Here is a 16,007-nt window from a genome sequence, read left to right as displayed (position 1 = left end):
CCTGGACCCAGCGCATCGACGAGGCGGTGGCGGCAATCCGCGCCGGCGGTATCGACGACGCGGGCGGCGACGGCCCCTTCGCCTGCGCCATGGTGCTCGGCACGGGGCTGGGCCCGCTCGCCAACAAGCTGGACGATGCGGTCGCGATCCCCTTCGCCGACATCCCCCACTTCCCGCGCAGCGGCGTGTCCGGCCACAAGGGCCGGCTCGTCGCAGGCACGCTCGAGGGCCGGCGCGTGCTCGCGCTCCAGGGCCGCGCGCACTACTACGAGCATGGCGATCCCGCGGTGATGCGCGTCGCCATCGGCGCGATCGCGCAGCTCGGCGCGCCGCCGCTGCTGCTCACCAACGCCGCCGGCTCGACCCGGCTCGACATCCGCCCGCCGGCGCTGGTCGCGATCAGCGACCACATCAGCCTTTTCGGCAAGAATCCCCTCGTCGGCGAGACCGACGACGCGCGCTTCGTTCCCATGACGGACGCCTACGACCCGGCGCTTCGCGTGACGCTCGCGGCCGCCGCCGATCGGGCCGGCGTCGGGCTCCACGAGGGCGTCTACCTCTGGGCACCCGGCCCCGCCTTCGAGACCCCCGCCGAGATCCGGATGGCGCAGACGCTGGGTGCGGATCTCGTGGGCATGTCCACCGTTCCCGAGACGATCCTCGCGCGCTTCTATGGGCTGCGCGTCGCGGGGCTCTCCACCGTGACCAACCTCGCTGCGGGGCTGGAGGGGGCCAACCCGAGCCATGCGGAGACGAAGGAGGTCGGCGGCGAGGCCGGCCCGATGCTGGAGCGCCTCGTGCGCGCCTTCGTCGCCCTCATCGACCGACCTGGGACATCATGAGCGACACCACCTCATCGGACGCGGACCTCGCGCGGCGCGCGATCGCCCTCACCGACCTGACGAATCTCGACGAGACCTGCACCGAGAGCGCCATCGACACGCTCTGCGCCAAGGCCAAGGGCGGGGACGCGATCCCACCCGTCGCCGCCGTCTGCGTGTGGCCGCAGTTCATCGGGCGCGCGAAGGCCCGGCTCACCGGCTCGCCGGTGCGGGTCGCGACCGTCGTGAACTTCCCCACCGGTGACGAGGACGTCGAGCGCGTGGTCGAGCAGGCACGCGAGGCCCTGCGCGACGGCGCCGACGAGATCGACCTGGTGCTGCCCTGGCGCGCCTTCCTCGCCGGCGACGAGGACGTGGCGCGCGACATGATCGCCGCCGTGCGCGAGCGGGTCCCCGCCGAGCGCCCGCTCAAGGTCATCCTCGAGACGGGCGAGCTGAGGGAAGCGGACGCCATCCGGCGTGCGAGCACGCTCGCCATCGCCGAGGGCGCGGACTTCGTGAAGACCTCCACCGGCAAGACCGCGGTCTCCGCCACGCCGGAGGCCGCGCGGATCATGCTGGAGACCATCGCCGCCGCGCCGCGGGGTCGGCGCGTGGGCCTCAAGCCGTCCGGAGGCATCCGCACGCTCGAGCAGGCGCGCACCTATCTCGACCTCGCCGCCGAGATCATGGGCGCGGATTGGGCGCGGCCGGAGACCTTCCGCTTCGGCGCGAGCGGCCTGCACGCGGCCCTCGTCGCCGCGATCGGCGGCCCGAGCACGCCCCCGGCGCCGCAGGGCGGGAGCTACTGAGATGACGTTGCTTCCCCAGGAGATCATCCGCGTCAAGCGCGACGGCGGCACCCTCCCCGCCGCCGACATCGAGGCCTTCGTCGCCGGCCTCGTCGACGGGCGCGTCACCGAGGGCCAGGCGGCGGCGCTCGCCATGGCGATCTACTTCAATGGGCTGTCGCTCGACGAGCGCGTGGCGCTGACCCGCGCCATGATGGCGTCCGGCCAGGTGCTCGCCTGGGACCTGCCCGGGCCCGTGCTCGACAAGCATTCCACCGGCGGCGTCGGCGATTGCGTGTCGCTGCCCCTCGGCCCGGCGGTCGCCGCCTGCGGCGGCTTCGTGCCGATGATCTCGGGGCGCGGGCTCGGCCATACCGGCGGCACGCTCGACAAGCTCGACTCGGTGCCCGGCTACCGCACGCAGCCGGACATCGAGACGTTCCGCAAGGTGGTGCGCGAGACGGGCTGCGCCATCATCGGCCAGACCGCCGACCTCGCCCCCGCTGACAAGCGCCTCTACGCCATTCGCGACGTGACGGCGACGGTGGAGAGCCTCGACCTCATCACCGCCTCGATCCTTTCCAAGAAGCTCGCCGCCGGCCTCCAGGGCCTCGCCATGGACGTGAAGGTCGGATCCGGCGCCTTCATGGTGGCGCACGAGGACGCCCGCGCGCTCGCCGAGTCCCTCGTCTCGGTGGCGAACGGGGCGGGCCTGCGCACGCACGCGATCCTCACCGACATGGACCAGCCGCTGGCGTCCGCCGCCGGCAACGCGGTCGAGGTCGCCTATTGCATCGACTATCTCACCGGCCGGCGCCGCGAGCCGCGCTTCCACGCGGTGACCGTCGCGCTCGGCGCGGAGATGCTGCTGCTGGGCGGCCTCGCCGCCGAGCGCGAGGCCGGGGTCGCGATGATGGAGGAGGCGATCTCCTCGGGCCGCGCGGCGGAGGCCTTCGCGAGGATGGTCGCGGCGCTCGGCGGCCCGGCGGACATCCTGGAGCGGCCGGACGCGCATCTCGCGAAGAGCGCCGTGACGATCCCGGTCCACGCGGAGACCGCCGGCACGGTGACCCGCATCGAGACCCGCGCCGTGGGCATGGCCGTCGTCGCGCTCGGCGGCGGCCGCGCGCGTGCCGAGGACGCGATCGACCCCGCCGTGGGCTTGACCGACCTCGCCGCCGTCGGCGACACCGTGGACGCGAGCCGTCCGCTCGCCCTCGTCCATGCCCGCGACACGAGCTCCGCAGAGGCGGCGGCGCGTGCGGTGCGCGCGGCGTATCGCGTCGGCGACGGGCCGGCGACGGGCAACCGACCGATCATCGAACGCGTGGAGCGCTGATCCATGTCGATTCTCGTCGCCATCGACGGTTGGGACGTCGCATCCTGGGTGGAGCGCTTCCAGCGCCTCTTCCCCGAGCGCCGGGTCGCGACGCTCGGCGAGCCCTTCGATCGCCGCGAGGTGCACTACGTCGTCTCCTGGAAGCACCCGCACGGCGCACTCTCGGGGCTGCCGAACCTCGCCGCGATCTTCTCGCTGGGGGCCGGCGTCGACCACATCGTGTCCGACCCGCGGCTGCCGGACGCGCCCGTGGTGCGCGTCGTCGACGAGGACCTCACCACGCGCATGAGCGAGTACGTGGTGCTGCACGCCCTCGCCCATCTGCGACAGCTGCCGCGCTACATCGCCCAGCAGCGCGCGGGCACGTGGGAGGACGACCGCTTCCAGCCCGCCGCGCGGGACGTGCGCGTGGGCGTCATGGGGCTCGGCGAGCTGGGCCGGGATGCCGCGGCGAAGCTGCGCGTCATGGGCTTTCCCGTCGCCGGCTGGTCGCGCAGCGGGCGCGCGGTCGAGGGCGTCGAGACCTTCGGCGGCGAGGCGGGGCTCGACACCTTCCTGGCGCGCACCGACATCCTCGTCGTGCTCCTGCCGCTCACCGAGGCGACGCGTGGGATCCTCGACCTCGACCTGTTCGGCAAGCTGGCGCAGGACGGCCCGCTCGGCGGCCCGGTCCTGATCAATGCCGGGCGCGGCGGACTCCAGGTCGAGGGCGACATCCTCGCGGCGCTCGAGTCGGGCGTGCTGAAGGCGGCCTCCCTCGACGTGTTCGAGACGGAGCCGCTCCCGGTGGACAACCCGCTGTGGAGCCACCCGCGCGTGATCGTCACCCCCCACAACGCCGCCATGAGCCACCCGGACACGATCTCGCGGCTCATCGCCGACCAGATCCGCCGGGTCGAGGACGGCGGCGCGCTGACCAACGTGGTGGACCCGGGCGCGGGGTACTAGTGTTGTCCGCGGGCGCCCGGGCGATCCCGCCGGCGGCCGATCGGGACCGATCCTCATGAAGCTCTTCGCCTGCACCGTCTGCGGTGCGCCGCTCCAGTTCGAGGATGCCGCGTGCCCGAGCTGCAACGCGCGGCTCGGCTTCCTGCCGCACGAGCGGCGGCTCGTCTCCGTGCGCCTCGCCGACGAGGGCTGGACGCCGGTGGGCGACGCCGGAGAGGCGGCGGGCCGCTACCGCTTCTGCGCCAACGCCGCCTACGGCGCCTGCACCTGGCTCGTCCCGGAGAGCGCGGACCCGGACGCGAGCCGCTTCTGCACGGCGTGTCGCCACAACCGCACCATCCCCGACCTGACGCAGGAGACGAACCTCGCGCGCTGGCGCAAGCTCGAGGCGGCCAAGAAGCGCCTGTTCTACACGCTGATGAGCCTCGACCTGCCGTTGACCATGCGCCCCGACGATCCCGCCGGGCTCGCCTTCGATTTCCTGGCGGACCCGCCCGCCACCGGCGCGCCCGGCGTGGTGACCGGCCACGCCGAGGGGCTCGTCACCATCGCCATCGCGGAGGCCGACGACAGCGAGCGCGAGGCCCGCCGCAGCGCCATGGGCGAGCCCTACCGCACGCTGCTCGGCCACCTGCGGCACGAGGTCGGCCATTACTACTGGACGAAGCTCGTCGAGGAGCCGAACGCGCTCGACGGCTTCCGCACCCTGTTCGGCGACGAGCGCACGGACTACGGCGCGGCGCTCCAGCGCCACTATTCGGAGGGTCCGCCGCCGGACTGGGCCGAGCGCCACGTCAGCGCCTACGCCACGGCGCATCCGTGGGAGGACTGGGCGGAGACCTTCGCGCACTACCTGCACATGGTCGACACGCTGGAGACGGCCTCCGCCTTCGGCCTGCGCCTGCGCCCGCGCGCCTCGGGCGGCGAGACGCTGGCGGAGGACCTCTCGACGACGGTCGCCTTCGACCCGCACCGGGAAGCCGGGCTCGGGCGCCTCGTCGAGGCCTGGGGGCCGCTCACCTTCGCGGTGAACGCGCTCAACCGTTCGATGGGGCAGAGCGACCTCTACCCCTTCACCCTCGCCCCCGCGGCGGTGGAGAAGCTCGGCTTCGTCCACGCCCGCGTGCGGGCGGTGGGGGCCGGGCCGGGAGCGGCGGCCGGCTCACTCGGCTGAAACGGCGGGCGTCCGCGCCGCCTCGGCGGCGAGCGCCGGGAAGTCGGCGGCGAACAGCGCGCCCTCCCCCGGCGTGCTCTCGATCGTCAGCCGTCCGCGGTGGCGCGCGACGATGTGCTTGACGATGGCGAGCCCGAGCCCGGTGCCGCCCTTCTCGCGGCTCGCCGCGACGTCGACGCGGTAGAACCGCTCGGTGAGGCGCGGCACGTGCTCGGGCGCGATGCCCGGCCCGTAGTCGCGCACGGCAAGCCGCACGATCTCCCCGGCCTCCGAGGGGCGGCGCGCGACGCCGACCTCGACGCGCCCGCCGCCGTCGCCGTACTTCACCGCGTTCTCGACGAGGTTCTCGACGACGCGCAGGAGCTCGTCGCGCTCGCCGGCGATCAGCGCCGGCTGCGGCGGGGCCTCGAACACGATCTCGACGCCCCGCTCGCGGGCGAGGGGGGCGAGCGTGTCGAGCATCTGGCGGGTGACGGCGCCGACGTCGAGGGGCGTCTGCGGGGCGACGTGGGCACGCAGCTCGATGCGCGAGAGCGAGAGCAGGTCGTCGATGAGCCGGCTCATGCGCTGGGCCTGCACGCGCATGATCTCGAGGAAGCGCTCGCGCGCGGCGGCGTCGTTCCTGGCGGGCCCCTGCAGCGTCTCGACGAAGCCGAGCAGCGAGGAGAGCGGCGTGCGCAGCTCGTGGCTGACGTTGGCGACGAAATCGACGCGCATCGTCTCCAGCCGCCGCGCCGAGGTCAGGTCGCGGAAGTAGAGCACCAGGCTCTGCTCGCGCGGCAGCGGGCCGACCTCGACGGCATCGCCTCCGGGCCGGTCCGTCTCGAGATCGAGCGGACCGATCAGGACCTCGAAGACGCGCTCGGTCGGGACGCGCTCGGCGTACTCGATCCGCACCCGCTCGCCGGTCCGCAGCGCCTCCTCCACCCCGTCGAGCACCTGCGGCGCGCGCAGCGCGAAGGAGAGCGGATGGCCGAGCCGCAGGCCCGGCAGCAGCTCGCGGGCGGCGCCGTTCACCTCGCGCACGATGGCGCGCCGGTCGACCATCACCACGGGATCGGGGATGTTGGCGAGAAGCGCCTCGACGATGGCGAGGCGCCGGCCGGCGGCGACGAGCTTCTTCACGCGCCGCGCCTGGACCCGCTCCCCGACCGCGATGGCCGCCGCCGCCACGGCGACGGGGATCGCGACGACGAGCCAGAAATTGACGCCCTCGGTGGCGGCCGCGACGAGGAACAGGAGACCCGTCGCGATCAGCGCACCGGAGGCGACGGCGCGCCGCGAGGCGCGATCGCGCGCGCCGCCGGCCTCTTCACCGTCCTCGTCCTGGCGCTCCATGGCAGCCTCGTCGCTGCGCGAGCCGTCGGGTGGCGGTGCGGCCGTCACGCCAGCGGCTCCTCGGGCTCGAGCACGCTGCGCAGGGCCTTGAACCGCCGGGTGATCTCGTAGGCGCCGAGAAGGGCGAGCGCCACCACGAAAGGCAGGAAATAGTAGCAGATTCGGAAGATGAGGAGCGCGCCGAGGACCTGCTCGCGCGGGAGCGAGGAGAGCGCGATGAGCATCGTGGCCTCGAACACGCCGAGCCCGCCCGGGGCGTGCGAGGCGATGCCGAGCATGACCGCCACGACGTAGATCGCGAGGAAGAGCTCGAAGTCGATGCCGTGTCCCGCCGGCAGCAGCACGTAGAGGACGGCGCTCGCCGCGCAGACCTCGGCCGCGCCGATCAGCGACTGGCCGAGCGAGAGCCGGAAGCCGGGCAGCTCGAGCCGCCATCCCTGGATCGTCACGGCCCGGCGCTTCAGCGAGACGAAGATCATGTAGGCGACGAGCGCGACGCCGACGCCGATGCCGACGAGCTTCACGAGCGCGAGCCCCACCCGCGTGAGGGCGGCCACCGCGCCGGCCTCGGCGAGCAGCGTCCAGGTGAGGACGAGGCCCATGCCGAGCCAGAAGGTGATGCCGGCGATCACCGTGAGGCTCGCCACCCGGCTCGCCCGCAGGCCCTTGGGCGCGTAGATCCAATAGCGCACGGTGCCGCCCGTGAGCAGCGGGAAGCCCAGGTTGAAGCTCACCGCATAGCTCGCGAAGGAGGCGAGCGCCGTGGTGCGGTAGGGCACACGCAGGCGCAGCTGCTTGAGGGCGAGCGCGTCGTAGCAGGTCAGCAGCAGGTAGCTCAGCGTCGCGAAGCCGATCGCCGCCCACAGCTGCTCGGCGCTCGCCGCGACGAAGGCGCTCCTGAGCTCGGCCCAGTCGAGATCCGAGACGACGTGCCACAGGAAGGCCAGCGAGCCCGCGAAGAGCAGGAGCCCGAGCGCCGTACCGATCCAGGCGAAGCGGCGCGAGCCCTGGGGCAGACGGTTCACCGCGCCCGCGACGGCCGTCGCGGCCGGCCCGTCGTGCCGGTCGTCGGGTTGGATCTCGTCGCTCATTCGCGTCCGGGCGCTCGTCTCTCGCCGTCCGACGCGGTGGATCGCGACGCCGGAGGATGGCCTCGCGGGTGACATAGGCCCGGGGCGGGCGGCTTGCAATCCGCCGCCTTCCCGAGGATGGGCGCGTCGCGCTCCTGGCGACTCGTCCGAATCGAGGATGCGCGCGCCGGCCCCTTGGCGGCGGCGCGCTCCGTCCCCTATCCTGCCGCCCGGCTGGAACCCCGGGGGAGCCGATGGCCGGCGGCACGATCTCGTTCTTCACCGACATGCTCCAGGGCATCGCCGAACGCGGGCGCTCGCTCGTCTCGGGCGGGCGCGCGGAGCCGCGCAGCGCCCCCGCCCTCGCGGCGCTGGCCGAGGAGCTGCTCTCGGGCGCGGGAGAGGCGACGAGCGTGGCGCGTGCGGGGGACCTGCTCGCCGCCTATGCGGGGGCGCCCCTCGAGGTGCGCCGCGGCTTCCTCGGCCTCCTCGCGAGCCGTTTCGGCCCCGTCGAGGAGCGCATCGCCCACGCGATCGAGGCCTACGCCCAGGCGCCCGGGCCGCGCATGGCGATGGCGCTCCACCTCGCCGCCGAGCCGCGCCGGCAGGAGCTGTTCCGCAAGCTCAACCGCGCCCCCGGCGGCACGCTCGCGCTCGTGCGCATGCGCGAGGACGTGCTCGCCGCCATGCCCGACGAGCCGGCGCTGGCCGACGTCGACGCGGACTTCCGCCACCTCTTCGCCTCCTGGTTCAACCGCGGCTTCCTGACGCTGCGCCGGATCGACTGGACGAGCCCGGCGAACGTGCTCGAGAAGATCGTCGCCTACGAGGCGGTCCACCGGATCGAGAACCTCGAGGATCTCAAGGGCCGCCTCGCGCCCTCCGACAGGCGGCTCTACGCGTTCTTCCACCCCGCGCTCGCCGACGAGCCGCTGATCTTCGTCGAGGTCGCGCTCGGCCGCGAGATCCCCGGCGCGATCGCCCCGGTCCTGGCGGTCGGCCGCACGCCGCTTGCCGCGGACGCGGCGACGACGGCGGCGTTCTACGCCATCTCCAACTGCCAGAAGGGGCTCGCCGGCGTCTCCTTCGGCTCCTTCCTGATCAAGCAGGTGGTCGAGGAGCTGCGCCGGGACCTGCCCGGCCTGCGCACCTTCGCGACGCTCTCCCCCGTCCCCGGCTTCGCCGCCTGGCTCGCCGCGCGCCTTGCCGATCCGGCCGATCCCGCCCTGACCAGGGAGGAGCGCGCGCTCCTCGCCGAGCGCTGGCACGACGGCTTCGAGAGGGACGAGGCCGCCCGCGAGGCCCTGCGCGAGCCGCTGCGGGCGGCCTGCGCGACCTATCTCGCCCGCGCCCGCGGACCGTCCGGCAAGCCTCTCGACCCGGTGGCGCGCTTCCATCTGGGCAACGGTGCGCGGCTCGAGCGGGTGCACGCCCTCGCCGATCTCTCCCCGCGCGGCCTCGCCCAGGCCGCCGGTACGATGGTGAACTACCTCTACGACCTCGATTCCATCGAGCGGAACCACGAGGCCTACGCCGAGCGCGGCGAGGTCGCCCTGTCCGGCGAGGTGCGGCGGCTGGCGAAGCCCGCGCGCGTCGTGGCCGGCTCGTCGCCGGCCGAGCCGGCGGCCGTGCCCGGGTGAGCACGACGGGACGAGATGGCGCGGGTTGTCGACGCATCCGGCGGATCGCGTTAACCCTTTCGTAAAGGCTCCCTGTGCGGGGCGCGGCGAATCTCCTAGGGTCCTCTCCCAGGCCGCGACCACGGGCGGCGGGACCGGACGGGCGATGAACCAGCAACCACGACACGACGAACAGGACGAGCTGGCCGCGGCGGAGAAGCGCTACGCGCTCGACCTCCTCGCGGAAGCGTTCGCGGAAGGGCGGATCGAGGGCCTCGACCCGGACTGCCTCGCGCACGCGGCGATCTTCTCGGGCTTCGAGGAGCTGGTCTCCACCTACGGCGAGGACGCGGCGGCCGCCTACGCGGAGAGCCTGGTGGACCGCATCCGCTCGGGAGGATTCTCCACCGCGCCGCGGCATTGAGCGGGCTCGGGCTTCGGCCCGAGATCGGCGGCTGTCGCCGCCCGCACCGAAGTGCGGGCTACTCCCCTCCGGGGAGGGTGCGCTCGCGGGCGGCGCCCGCGCCTTCCCTCACCCCGGCAGCGCCTTCGCCACCGCGTCGCGGACGTCCTGGAGGGAGAACGGCTTCGTCAGCACGTCCGTGACGATGGCCTCGAGGTTGCGGGCGCGCTCGCGCTGCTCCGCGTAGCCGGTCATCAGCAGGACGACGAGGTCGGGCTTCTCGCGCTTGGCGGCGAGCGCGAGCGCGATGCCGTCCATGATGGGCATGCGGATGTCGGTGAGCAGGAGATCGTAGGCCGCGCCCTCCTCCGTCAGCAGCTCGAGCGCGTCCGCGCCGTTCTCCGCGGTGTCTACGGTGTGGCCGTCCAGCGCGAGACCGCGCGCGAGGAAGCCGCGCACGGGCTCCTCGTCGTCGACGAGCAGGATCTTCGCCATCGCGGCCTCCCTCAGGTCGGCTCGAACAGGTCGGGCGCGGTCGAGGTCGTATCGATCACGCCGACGAAGGGCAATTGGCGATAGGAGTGCGCGATGTCCATGCCGTAGCCCACGACGAACAGGTCCGGGCAGCGGAATCCGACGAAGTCGGCGTCGATGTGCACGGCGCGCTTGCCGGGCTTCTCCAGCAGCACGGCGCTGAGCACGCGCTTGGCGCCGCGCGCCGCGAGCAGGTCCTTGGCGAAGACCAGCGTGCGGCCCGACTCGAGGATGTCGTCGACGAGGAGCACGTCGCGCCCCTCGATCGCGCTCTCGACGTCGCGCAGGATCGTCACCTGGCCCGTCGACACCGTGCCCGTGCGATAGCTCGACAGGTGCATGAACTCGACCTGCGGCGCGAGGCCGGCCCGGTGCAGCGCACGGATCAGGTCCGCCGCGAACATGAAGCTGCCCTTGAGGACCGCCACGACGAGCAGGTCCTTGGGCGCGGCGGCGACGATGTCGGCGGCGAGCTCCTCGCAGCGTCTGGCGATCGTCGTCTCGTCGAACAGCACGCGCACGCGTGATTCGGGCATGTCGGGACCTTCTCGTCAGGGGCGCGCTCGTCAGGGGCTCGTCCCGGCCACAGTCGCGCCCGAAGCGGGCGCAAATCTGACCAATACTTGCCGTGCTTCGGCCGGCGGCGCAACGAGCCTCGCGCGGAAGGGGGCGGTCTCCCCCGGTTCCAGATCGCCGCGGGGCGGCTCGACCGTCCAGGAATAGAGTGCGGTCTGCGTGCCGTCGCGCAGCGAGATGGCGAGCGGCGGAACCGGGCGGCGCCCACCGGCGACGTTGGTGAGCACGCCCTCGACCTCGAGCACGCGCTCCCCGTTCTCCTCGAAGCGACGCGACACGACCTCGCCGATCGCCACGCCGCGCAGGTTCACCTCGAGCCCGACGAGGCGATAGAGCCCCGCCGTGTCGGGCACCGCCCGCACCACGCTCTCGCGCGCCAGGATCGCTCCGGCCAGCACGACGACCGCGACGAGGGCGAGGACCGGCCCGCTCGCGAGCCGCCGGCCGAGCCCGCCGAGGAGGTGGGCGCCGCGTTCGCGGATCGCCGTGCGCGCCGCGGCCGCGGAGGGCCGCGCCCGGCGCGACTGGGCGTCGACCACGAGGTCGCGCTGCGCGCCGGCGGCGTCCCCGCCGTCAGGGTCGGCGTCGTCGAAGTCCCCCGCCATGGCGAGGGCGGCGTCGAAGTCGTCCTGGCCGCCGAGCCCCGACGCGGCGGGGAGGTCCTCCTCGGGCGGGGCGTCGTAGATCAGCTCGTCCGTATCCGGCTCGGCCTCGGCGAAGAAGGTCGCCTTGCACGAGGCGCAACGCACCGTCCGACCGCTCGGCCTCAAATGCGCCGGGTCGATGACGTATTCGCTTGCGCAGGACGGACAGGTGATCAGCATGGCGAATCAGGTGGAGCCCGCTCCGGCGGGACGCGGAATCGGTTATCCATTGGCGAAGGTTTCGGTTAAGGGCGCGTGAAGGGCGAATTCGACGACCCCGAGGACGAGGACGGCGACACCCCGCCGCCGCCGGCGCTCGACGCCGACGCGGAGGACATTCCCGTTGTGCACTTCGAGAACGTGGGCGTGCGCTACGGGCTCGGGCCCGAGGTGCTGCGCGACCTCACCTTCTCGGTCGGCCCGCGCTCGTTCCAGTTCCTCACCGGCCCGTCGGGCGCGGGCAAGACCACGCTCCTGCGGCTCATGCTGATGTCGGTCGCGCCCACGCGCGGGCTCGTCACCATCTTCGGCGAGGAGGTGAGCCGCATCGACAAGGATCGTCTCACCGAGCTGCGCCGGCGCATGGGCGTCGTCTTCCAGGACTTCCGCCTGCTCGACCACCTGACGCTCTACGAGAACGTCGCGCTGCCGCTGCGCGTCCAGGGCCGCGAGGACGCGAGCTATCGCGCCGAGGTGACCGAGCTGCTCGACTGGGTGGGGCTCGGCCGGCGCATGCACGTGATGCCGCCGGTGCTCTCCGGCGGCGAGAAGCAGCGCGCGGCGATCGCGCGCGCGCTGATCACGCGGCCCGAGCTGCTGCTCGCCGACGAGCCCACCGGCAACGTCGATCCGGGGCTGGCGCGCCGGCTGCTGCGCCTGTTCATCGAGCTCAACCGGCTCGGCACCTCGGTCGTGATCGCCACCCACGACCTCTCCCTGATGGACCTCGTCGACGCGCGCCGTCTCGTGCTCGGCGACGGCCATCTGCACATCGACGAGTAGGACGCCGCATGCGCCCCCCGCATCGCCCCGACCCGTTCGAGCCGGATCCGCCCGACGACGATCCCGACGGCGACGACCCGTTCGAGCACGGCCCGTCGGGAGGGGCGCGCTTCGCGGAGCCCGCGCCGCTCGAGATCGGCCACGGTCCGCCGCGCGCGACGGTGATCGACCCGTCCTCCGTCGCCGCACCCTCGCTCACCCGCGACGCGCCGCTCGTGCCGGTGGATTCCGCCGCGAGCCGGGCGCTGATGGCGGTGATCGCCATCCTCACCTTCCTCGCCGCGCTCAGCGCCGGTGCCGCCGAGATCGTCGCGGCCAACTCCGCGGCCTGGCGCGCGAGCGTGGCGCGGGAGGCGACGATCCAGATCCGCCCGCGCCCGCAGGTGGACGTCGAGGCGCTCGTCGCCGAGGCGGCGGCGCTGGCGCGCGCCACGCCCGGCGTCGGCGACGCCGAGCCGTATTCCGCCGAGCGCTCGGCGCAGCTGCTGGAGCCGTGGCTCGGTGCGGGGCTCGACCTCGGGGAACTGCCGGTGCCGCGGCTCGTCGTCGTGCGCCTGGAGCCCGGCGCGGAGCCGGACTTCTCGGCGCTGCGCGCCGCGCTCGCCGGCATCCCCGGCGCGAGCCTCGACGATCACGGCCAGTGGATCGCGCGGCTCTCGGCGATGGCGAACACGGTGGTCGCGATCGGCGTCGCGCTCGTCGTGCTGGTCCTCGCCGCCGCCGGGCTCGCCGTCGCCTTCGCCACCCGCGGAGCCATGGCGGGCAACCGCGACATCGTCGAGGTGCTCCACTACGTCGGCGCCGACGACGCCTTCATCGCCCGCGAGTTCCAGAACCGCTTCCTGCGGATGGGGCTCAAGGGCGGCGCGGTCGGCGGCGGCCTCGCGGTGGCGCTGTTCGCCTTGTTCGGCTGGCTCTCGGAGCGGTGGCGCGCCTCCCCCGCCGGGGACCAGATCGAGGCGTTGTTCGGCGGCTTCGAGGTCGGCTGGCGCGGGGCGGCGGTGATCGTCGTGATCGCCCTGTGCGTGTCCGGCGTGACGGCGCTCGTCTCGGGTGTCTCGGTGCGGCGCATCCTGGCGGGCGATTCGGAATGACGGCCGAGGAATCGGGGCGCCCGTCACCGGGTCGCCGCAATCCGCGCTATCCTGAGGCCCCGACATGGCTCGGCAGGCGCGCATGGCAGACGCGGGCGTCGCACCCGCAGGCAGCTTCGACGGGAGGGAGGCGGCTCCGATGAGGCCTCCACGCCGTCGCTCGTTCGCACGCCGGATGGCCGGGACGCTCTTCGGCGCGGCGTTGCTGATGGCCGTCGCGACGGCGCTCGGCTTCTTCGTCTTCGTCGCGACTCTCGAGCGCCACATGGACGATCCCGGCCGCGCGGACGCGATCGTGGCGCTCACCGGCGGCTCGCAGCGCGTCGGCGACGCGCTCGACCTCCTCGCCCGCGGCAAGGGCGACCGGCTCCTCATCTCGGGCGTGCACGAGACGACCACCCTCGAGGAGATCGCGCGGCTCAACCCGGGGCGCGAGCGCCTGCTCGCCTGCTGCGTGGACCTCGATCATCGCGCCCGCAACACGATCGGGAACGCCATCGAGACGCGGCGCTGGGCAGCCGAGCGCGACGTGGGCTCGCTGATCGTCGTCACCTCGAACTACCACATGCCGCGCACGCTGCTCGAGCTCGAGAACGCCTCGCCGGACCTCGAGGTGATCCCCTACGCGGTCGCGCCCGCCAACCTCGACACGGCGGCCTGGTGGTACGAGCCCAACGCCGCGCGGCTGCTCGCGGTCGAGTACCTCAAGTTCCTGGCGGTCTGGCTGCGCACGGCGGTGGAGGGCGACCCGGAGCGGTCGCCGGCGGCGAACATGATGAGCGGCTTCCAGCGGCCGATCGCACCGGCGCTGGCCGCGGCGATTTGATTCGGCGGCGCCAGCGGCTAGAAGGGCGCGACCCAGCCGCACGCCCGCTCGCCGCCGAAAGCCCCCGATGCTCGTTCTGCGCTCGCTCGCCTTCAACACGCTCTACTACGCGAACCTGATCGCCTGGATGATCGTCGCGCTGCCGACGCTCGCCCTGCCCCGCGGCGTGTTCCGCGACGTGGCGAAGGCGTGGGCGCGCTCGTCGCTGTGGCTCCTGCGCGTGGTGGCGGGGACGCGGGTCTCCTGGCGCGGGCTCGGGAACATCCCGCCGGGCGGGCTCCTCGTCGCCTCCAAGCACCAGTCGCTGTGGGAGACCTTCGCGCTCCTGACGATCCTCGACGACCCGGCCTACGTGCTCAAGCGCGAGCTGATGTGGATCCCCTTCTTCGGCTGGTACGCCTGGAAGGCCCGCTCCGTGCCGATCAACCGCAAGGGGCGCTCGGCGGCGCTCGCCGATCTCGCGATCAAGGCCGAGGAGGCCCTCGCCTCCGGGCGTCAGGTGATCCTGTTTCCGGAGGGGACCCGCCGGGCCCCCGGCGCCGAGCCGGTCTACAAGTGGGGGATCGTGCACCTCTACGACCGGCTGAACGCGCCGGTCCTGCCGATCGCGCTCAATTCCGGCGTCTACTGGCCGCGCCGCAAGTTCCTGCGCCGGCCGGGCACCATCGTCGTGGAGGTGCTGGCGCCGATCCTGCCGGGCAAGCCGAAGGAGGTCTTCTTCGCCGAGCTGCAGGAGACGATCGAGACGGCCTCGAACCGCCTCCTCGCGGAGGGCCGCGGCGAGCTCGTGCAGGAGGGCATGCCCCAGCCCGCCGACGAGCGGCCGTGACCGGCCGCGCGCGGGGCCGTCAGGCGGCGCGCGCGAGGCTCTCGAACAAGCCGAGCCCGTCGGTGCCGCCGACGAGGTCGTCCACCAGGTTCTCGGGATGGGGCATCATGCCCAGCACCCGCGCGTTCTCCGAGAGCACGCCGGCGATGGCGTTGAGCGAGCCGTTGACGTTCGCGTCCGCGGCGAGCGCGCCGGTCGCGTCGCAGTAACGGAAGGCGATGCGCCCCTCGCCCTCGAGGCGTGCGAGCGTGTCGGGATCGGCGAAGTAGTTGCCCTCGCCGTGCGCGATGCACACGTCGATCGCCTGGCCCCGCCGGTAGGCGGCGGTGAAGGGCGTATCCGTGCGCTCGACGCGCAGGAACTGCCGGTGGCAGAGGAAGCGCAGGTTGGCGTTGCGCATCAGCACGCCCGGCAGGAGGCCGGATTCGCACAGGATCTGGAAGCCGTTGCAGATGCCGAGCACGAGCCCGCCGCGGGCGGCGTGGCGGCGCACGGCCTCCATCGCCGGCGCGCGCCCGGCGATCGCCCCGCAGCGCAGGTAGTCGCCGTAGGAGAAGCCGCCGGGCAGGACGGCGAGGTCGACGCCGGCGGGCAGCTCCGGCTCGGCGTGCCAGACCCGCTCGACCGTCGCGCCGGCGCGCACGAGCGCCCGCTCGACGTCGCCGTCGCGGTTGGAGCCGGGGAAGACGACGATCGCGGCGCGCATCAGACGAGCTCGACCCTGTAGTTCTCGATGACGGTGTTGGCGAGGAGCCGCTCGCAGGCGCGCTCCAGTTCGGCGCGCGCCGCCGTCTCGTCCGCCGCGGCGATCTCGACGTCGAAGACCTTGCCCTGGCGCACCGACGCGACGCCCTCGACGCCGAGCGAGCCGAGCGCCCCCTCGATGGCCTTGCCCTGCGGATCGAGCACGCCGCTCTTGAGGGTGACGGTGACGCGGGCCTTGATCATTGCGCGGTCCTGGCTGTCGTGCGGGAGCAAGTCGCCATCCGCTTAGCGGGC

At 73.4% G+C, this 16,007-nt stretch carries 18 protein-coding genes; 11 read left to right on the top strand and 7 right to left on the bottom strand.

The annotated features are described in order from the left end of the window. Positions 1 to 14 precede the first annotated feature (14 nt). From G407_RS0122480 to G407_RS29465, 5 genes are read left to right on the top strand one after another with little or no spacing between them, the layout of a single operon-like run. Positions 15 to 842, top strand: a complete 828-nt coding sequence (locus G407_RS0122480; protein ID WP_029032614.1) for a purine-nucleoside phosphorylase — start codon at positions 15 to 17, stop codon at positions 840 to 842. Further along, entirely contained in the window at positions 839 to 1,633 is a 795-nt protein-coding gene (gene deoC / locus G407_RS0122475) for a deoxyribose-phosphate aldolase (RefSeq protein WP_043540358.1), read from the top strand. Before G407_RS0122480 ends, deoC begins: the two co-directional genes overlap by 4 nt. A 1-nt stretch (position 1,634) precedes the next feature. Beyond that, positions 1,635 to 2,951 carry a thymidine phosphorylase gene (deoA, locus tag G407_RS29470; protein WP_043540357.1) on the top strand — a complete coding sequence of 439 codons (1,317 nt, stop codon included), beginning with the start codon at positions 1,635 to 1,637 and terminating at the stop codon, positions 2,949 to 2,951. A 3-nt stretch (positions 2,952 to 2,954) separates the two neighbouring features. After that, positions 2,955 to 3,899, top strand: a complete 945-nt coding sequence (locus G407_RS0122465) for a 2-hydroxyacid dehydrogenase (protein ID WP_029032612.1) — start codon at positions 2,955 to 2,957, stop codon at positions 3,897 to 3,899. Positions 3,900 to 3,954: 55 nt separating this feature from the next. Beyond that, positions 3,955 to 5,073 (top strand): zinc-binding metallopeptidase family protein, encoded by a 1,119-nt coding sequence (locus G407_RS29465; protein ID WP_052341759.1) that lies wholly within the window; start codon positions 3,955 to 3,957, stop codon positions 5,071 to 5,073. Here the strand turns inward: G407_RS29465 and G407_RS29460 are convergent. Together G407_RS29460 and G407_RS29455 are read right to left on the bottom strand one after the other, a co-directional pair. Next, positions 5,062 to 6,411 carry an ATP-binding protein gene (locus G407_RS29460; protein ID WP_052341758.1) on the bottom strand — a complete coding sequence of 450 codons (1,350 nt, stop codon included), beginning with the start codon at positions 6,409 to 6,411 and terminating at the stop codon, positions 5,062 to 5,064. The two genes, G407_RS29465 and G407_RS29460, sit on opposite strands and share 12 nt — an antisense overlap. Positions 6,412 to 6,455: 44 nt before the next feature. Next, positions 6,456 to 7,502, bottom strand: a complete 1,047-nt coding sequence (locus G407_RS29455) for a lysylphosphatidylglycerol synthase domain-containing protein (RefSeq protein ID WP_052341757.1) — start codon at positions 7,500 to 7,502, stop codon at positions 6,456 to 6,458. A gap of 233 nt (positions 7,503 to 7,735) precedes the next feature. On the opposite strand from G407_RS29455, the gene G407_RS0122445 reads away from it, so the two are divergent. Further along, positions 7,736 to 9,121 (top strand): malonyl-CoA decarboxylase, encoded by a 1,386-nt coding sequence (locus G407_RS0122445; protein WP_029032611.1) that lies wholly within the window; start codon positions 7,736 to 7,738, stop codon positions 9,119 to 9,121. A gap of 145 nt (positions 9,122 to 9,266) precedes the next feature. Next, entirely contained in the window at positions 9,267 to 9,524 is a 258-nt protein-coding gene (locus tag G407_RS0122440; RefSeq protein ID WP_052341756.1) for a hypothetical protein, read from the top strand. A 108-nt stretch (positions 9,525 to 9,632) separates the two neighbouring features. Here G407_RS0122440 and G407_RS0122435 read toward each other — a convergent pair whose 3' ends face one another. Genes G407_RS0122435 through G407_RS29450 form a run of 3 tightly spaced genes read right to left on the bottom strand, consistent with a single transcriptional unit; the run spans position 9,633 to position 11,437 of the window. Further along, positions 9,633 to 9,998 carry a response regulator gene (locus G407_RS0122435; protein ID WP_029032609.1) on the bottom strand — a complete coding sequence of 122 codons (366 nt, stop codon included), beginning with the start codon at positions 9,996 to 9,998 and terminating at the stop codon, positions 9,633 to 9,635. An 11-nt stretch (positions 9,999 to 10,009) separates the two neighbouring features. Next, entirely contained in the window at positions 10,010 to 10,573 is a 564-nt protein-coding gene (gene hpt / locus G407_RS0122430) for a hypoxanthine phosphoribosyltransferase (RefSeq protein ID WP_043540356.1), read from the bottom strand. Positions 10,574 to 10,603: 30 nt separating this feature from the next. Then, positions 10,604 to 11,437, bottom strand: a complete 834-nt coding sequence (locus G407_RS29450; protein ID WP_084327741.1) for a zinc-ribbon domain-containing protein — start codon at positions 11,435 to 11,437, stop codon at positions 10,604 to 10,606. Between the two features lie 156 nt (positions 11,438 to 11,593). Between G407_RS29450 and ftsE the strand changes: the two genes are divergently transcribed. From ftsE to G407_RS0122405, 4 genes are all read left to right on the top strand, one after another. Beyond that, positions 11,594 to 12,259, top strand: coding sequence for a cell division ATP-binding protein FtsE (ftsE, locus tag G407_RS0122420; protein ID WP_029032607.1), 666 nt, complete (start codon positions 11,594 to 11,596; stop codon positions 12,257 to 12,259). Between the two features lie 8 nt (positions 12,260 to 12,267). Next, positions 12,268 to 13,353, top strand: a complete 1,086-nt coding sequence (locus tag G407_RS29445) for a cell division protein FtsX (RefSeq protein WP_245259152.1) — start codon at positions 12,268 to 12,270, stop codon at positions 13,351 to 13,353. A 139-nt stretch (positions 13,354 to 13,492) separates the two neighbouring features. Continuing rightward, positions 13,493 to 14,179, top strand: a complete 687-nt coding sequence (locus G407_RS29440; RefSeq protein WP_052341753.1) for a YdcF family protein — start codon at positions 13,493 to 13,495, stop codon at positions 14,177 to 14,179. A 67-nt stretch (positions 14,180 to 14,246) separates the two neighbouring features. Then, entirely contained in the window at positions 14,247 to 15,008 is a 762-nt protein-coding gene (locus G407_RS0122405) for a lysophospholipid acyltransferase family protein (RefSeq protein ID WP_029032606.1), read from the top strand. A 19-nt stretch (positions 15,009 to 15,027) separates the two neighbouring features. On the opposite strand, the gene purQ is transcribed toward G407_RS0122405, so the two are convergent. Continuing rightward, positions 15,028 to 15,714: a phosphoribosylformylglycinamidine synthase subunit PurQ gene (purQ, locus tag G407_RS0122400; RefSeq protein ID WP_029032605.1), complete on the bottom strand. Its 687-nt coding sequence runs from the start codon at positions 15,712 to 15,714 to the stop codon at positions 15,028 to 15,030. Next, the gene (gene purS, locus G407_RS0122395) at positions 15,714 to 15,953 is read right to left on the bottom strand and encodes a phosphoribosylformylglycinamidine synthase subunit PurS (protein ID WP_029032604.1); all 240 of its coding nucleotides are present in this window, start codon (positions 15,951 to 15,953) and stop codon (positions 15,714 to 15,716) included. The genes purQ and purS overlap by 1 nt, the downstream gene beginning before the upstream one ends. Between the last annotated feature and the right edge of the window lie 54 nt (positions 15,954 to 16,007).

This window comes from Salinarimonas rosea DSM 21201, assembly GCF_000429045.1.
Lineage (GTDB): Bacteria > Pseudomonadota > Alphaproteobacteria > Rhizobiales > Beijerinckiaceae > Salinarimonas > Salinarimonas rosea.
Note: the sequence above shows the minus strand (reverse complement) of the source record. Positions and strands in the feature narration are given on the sequence as shown.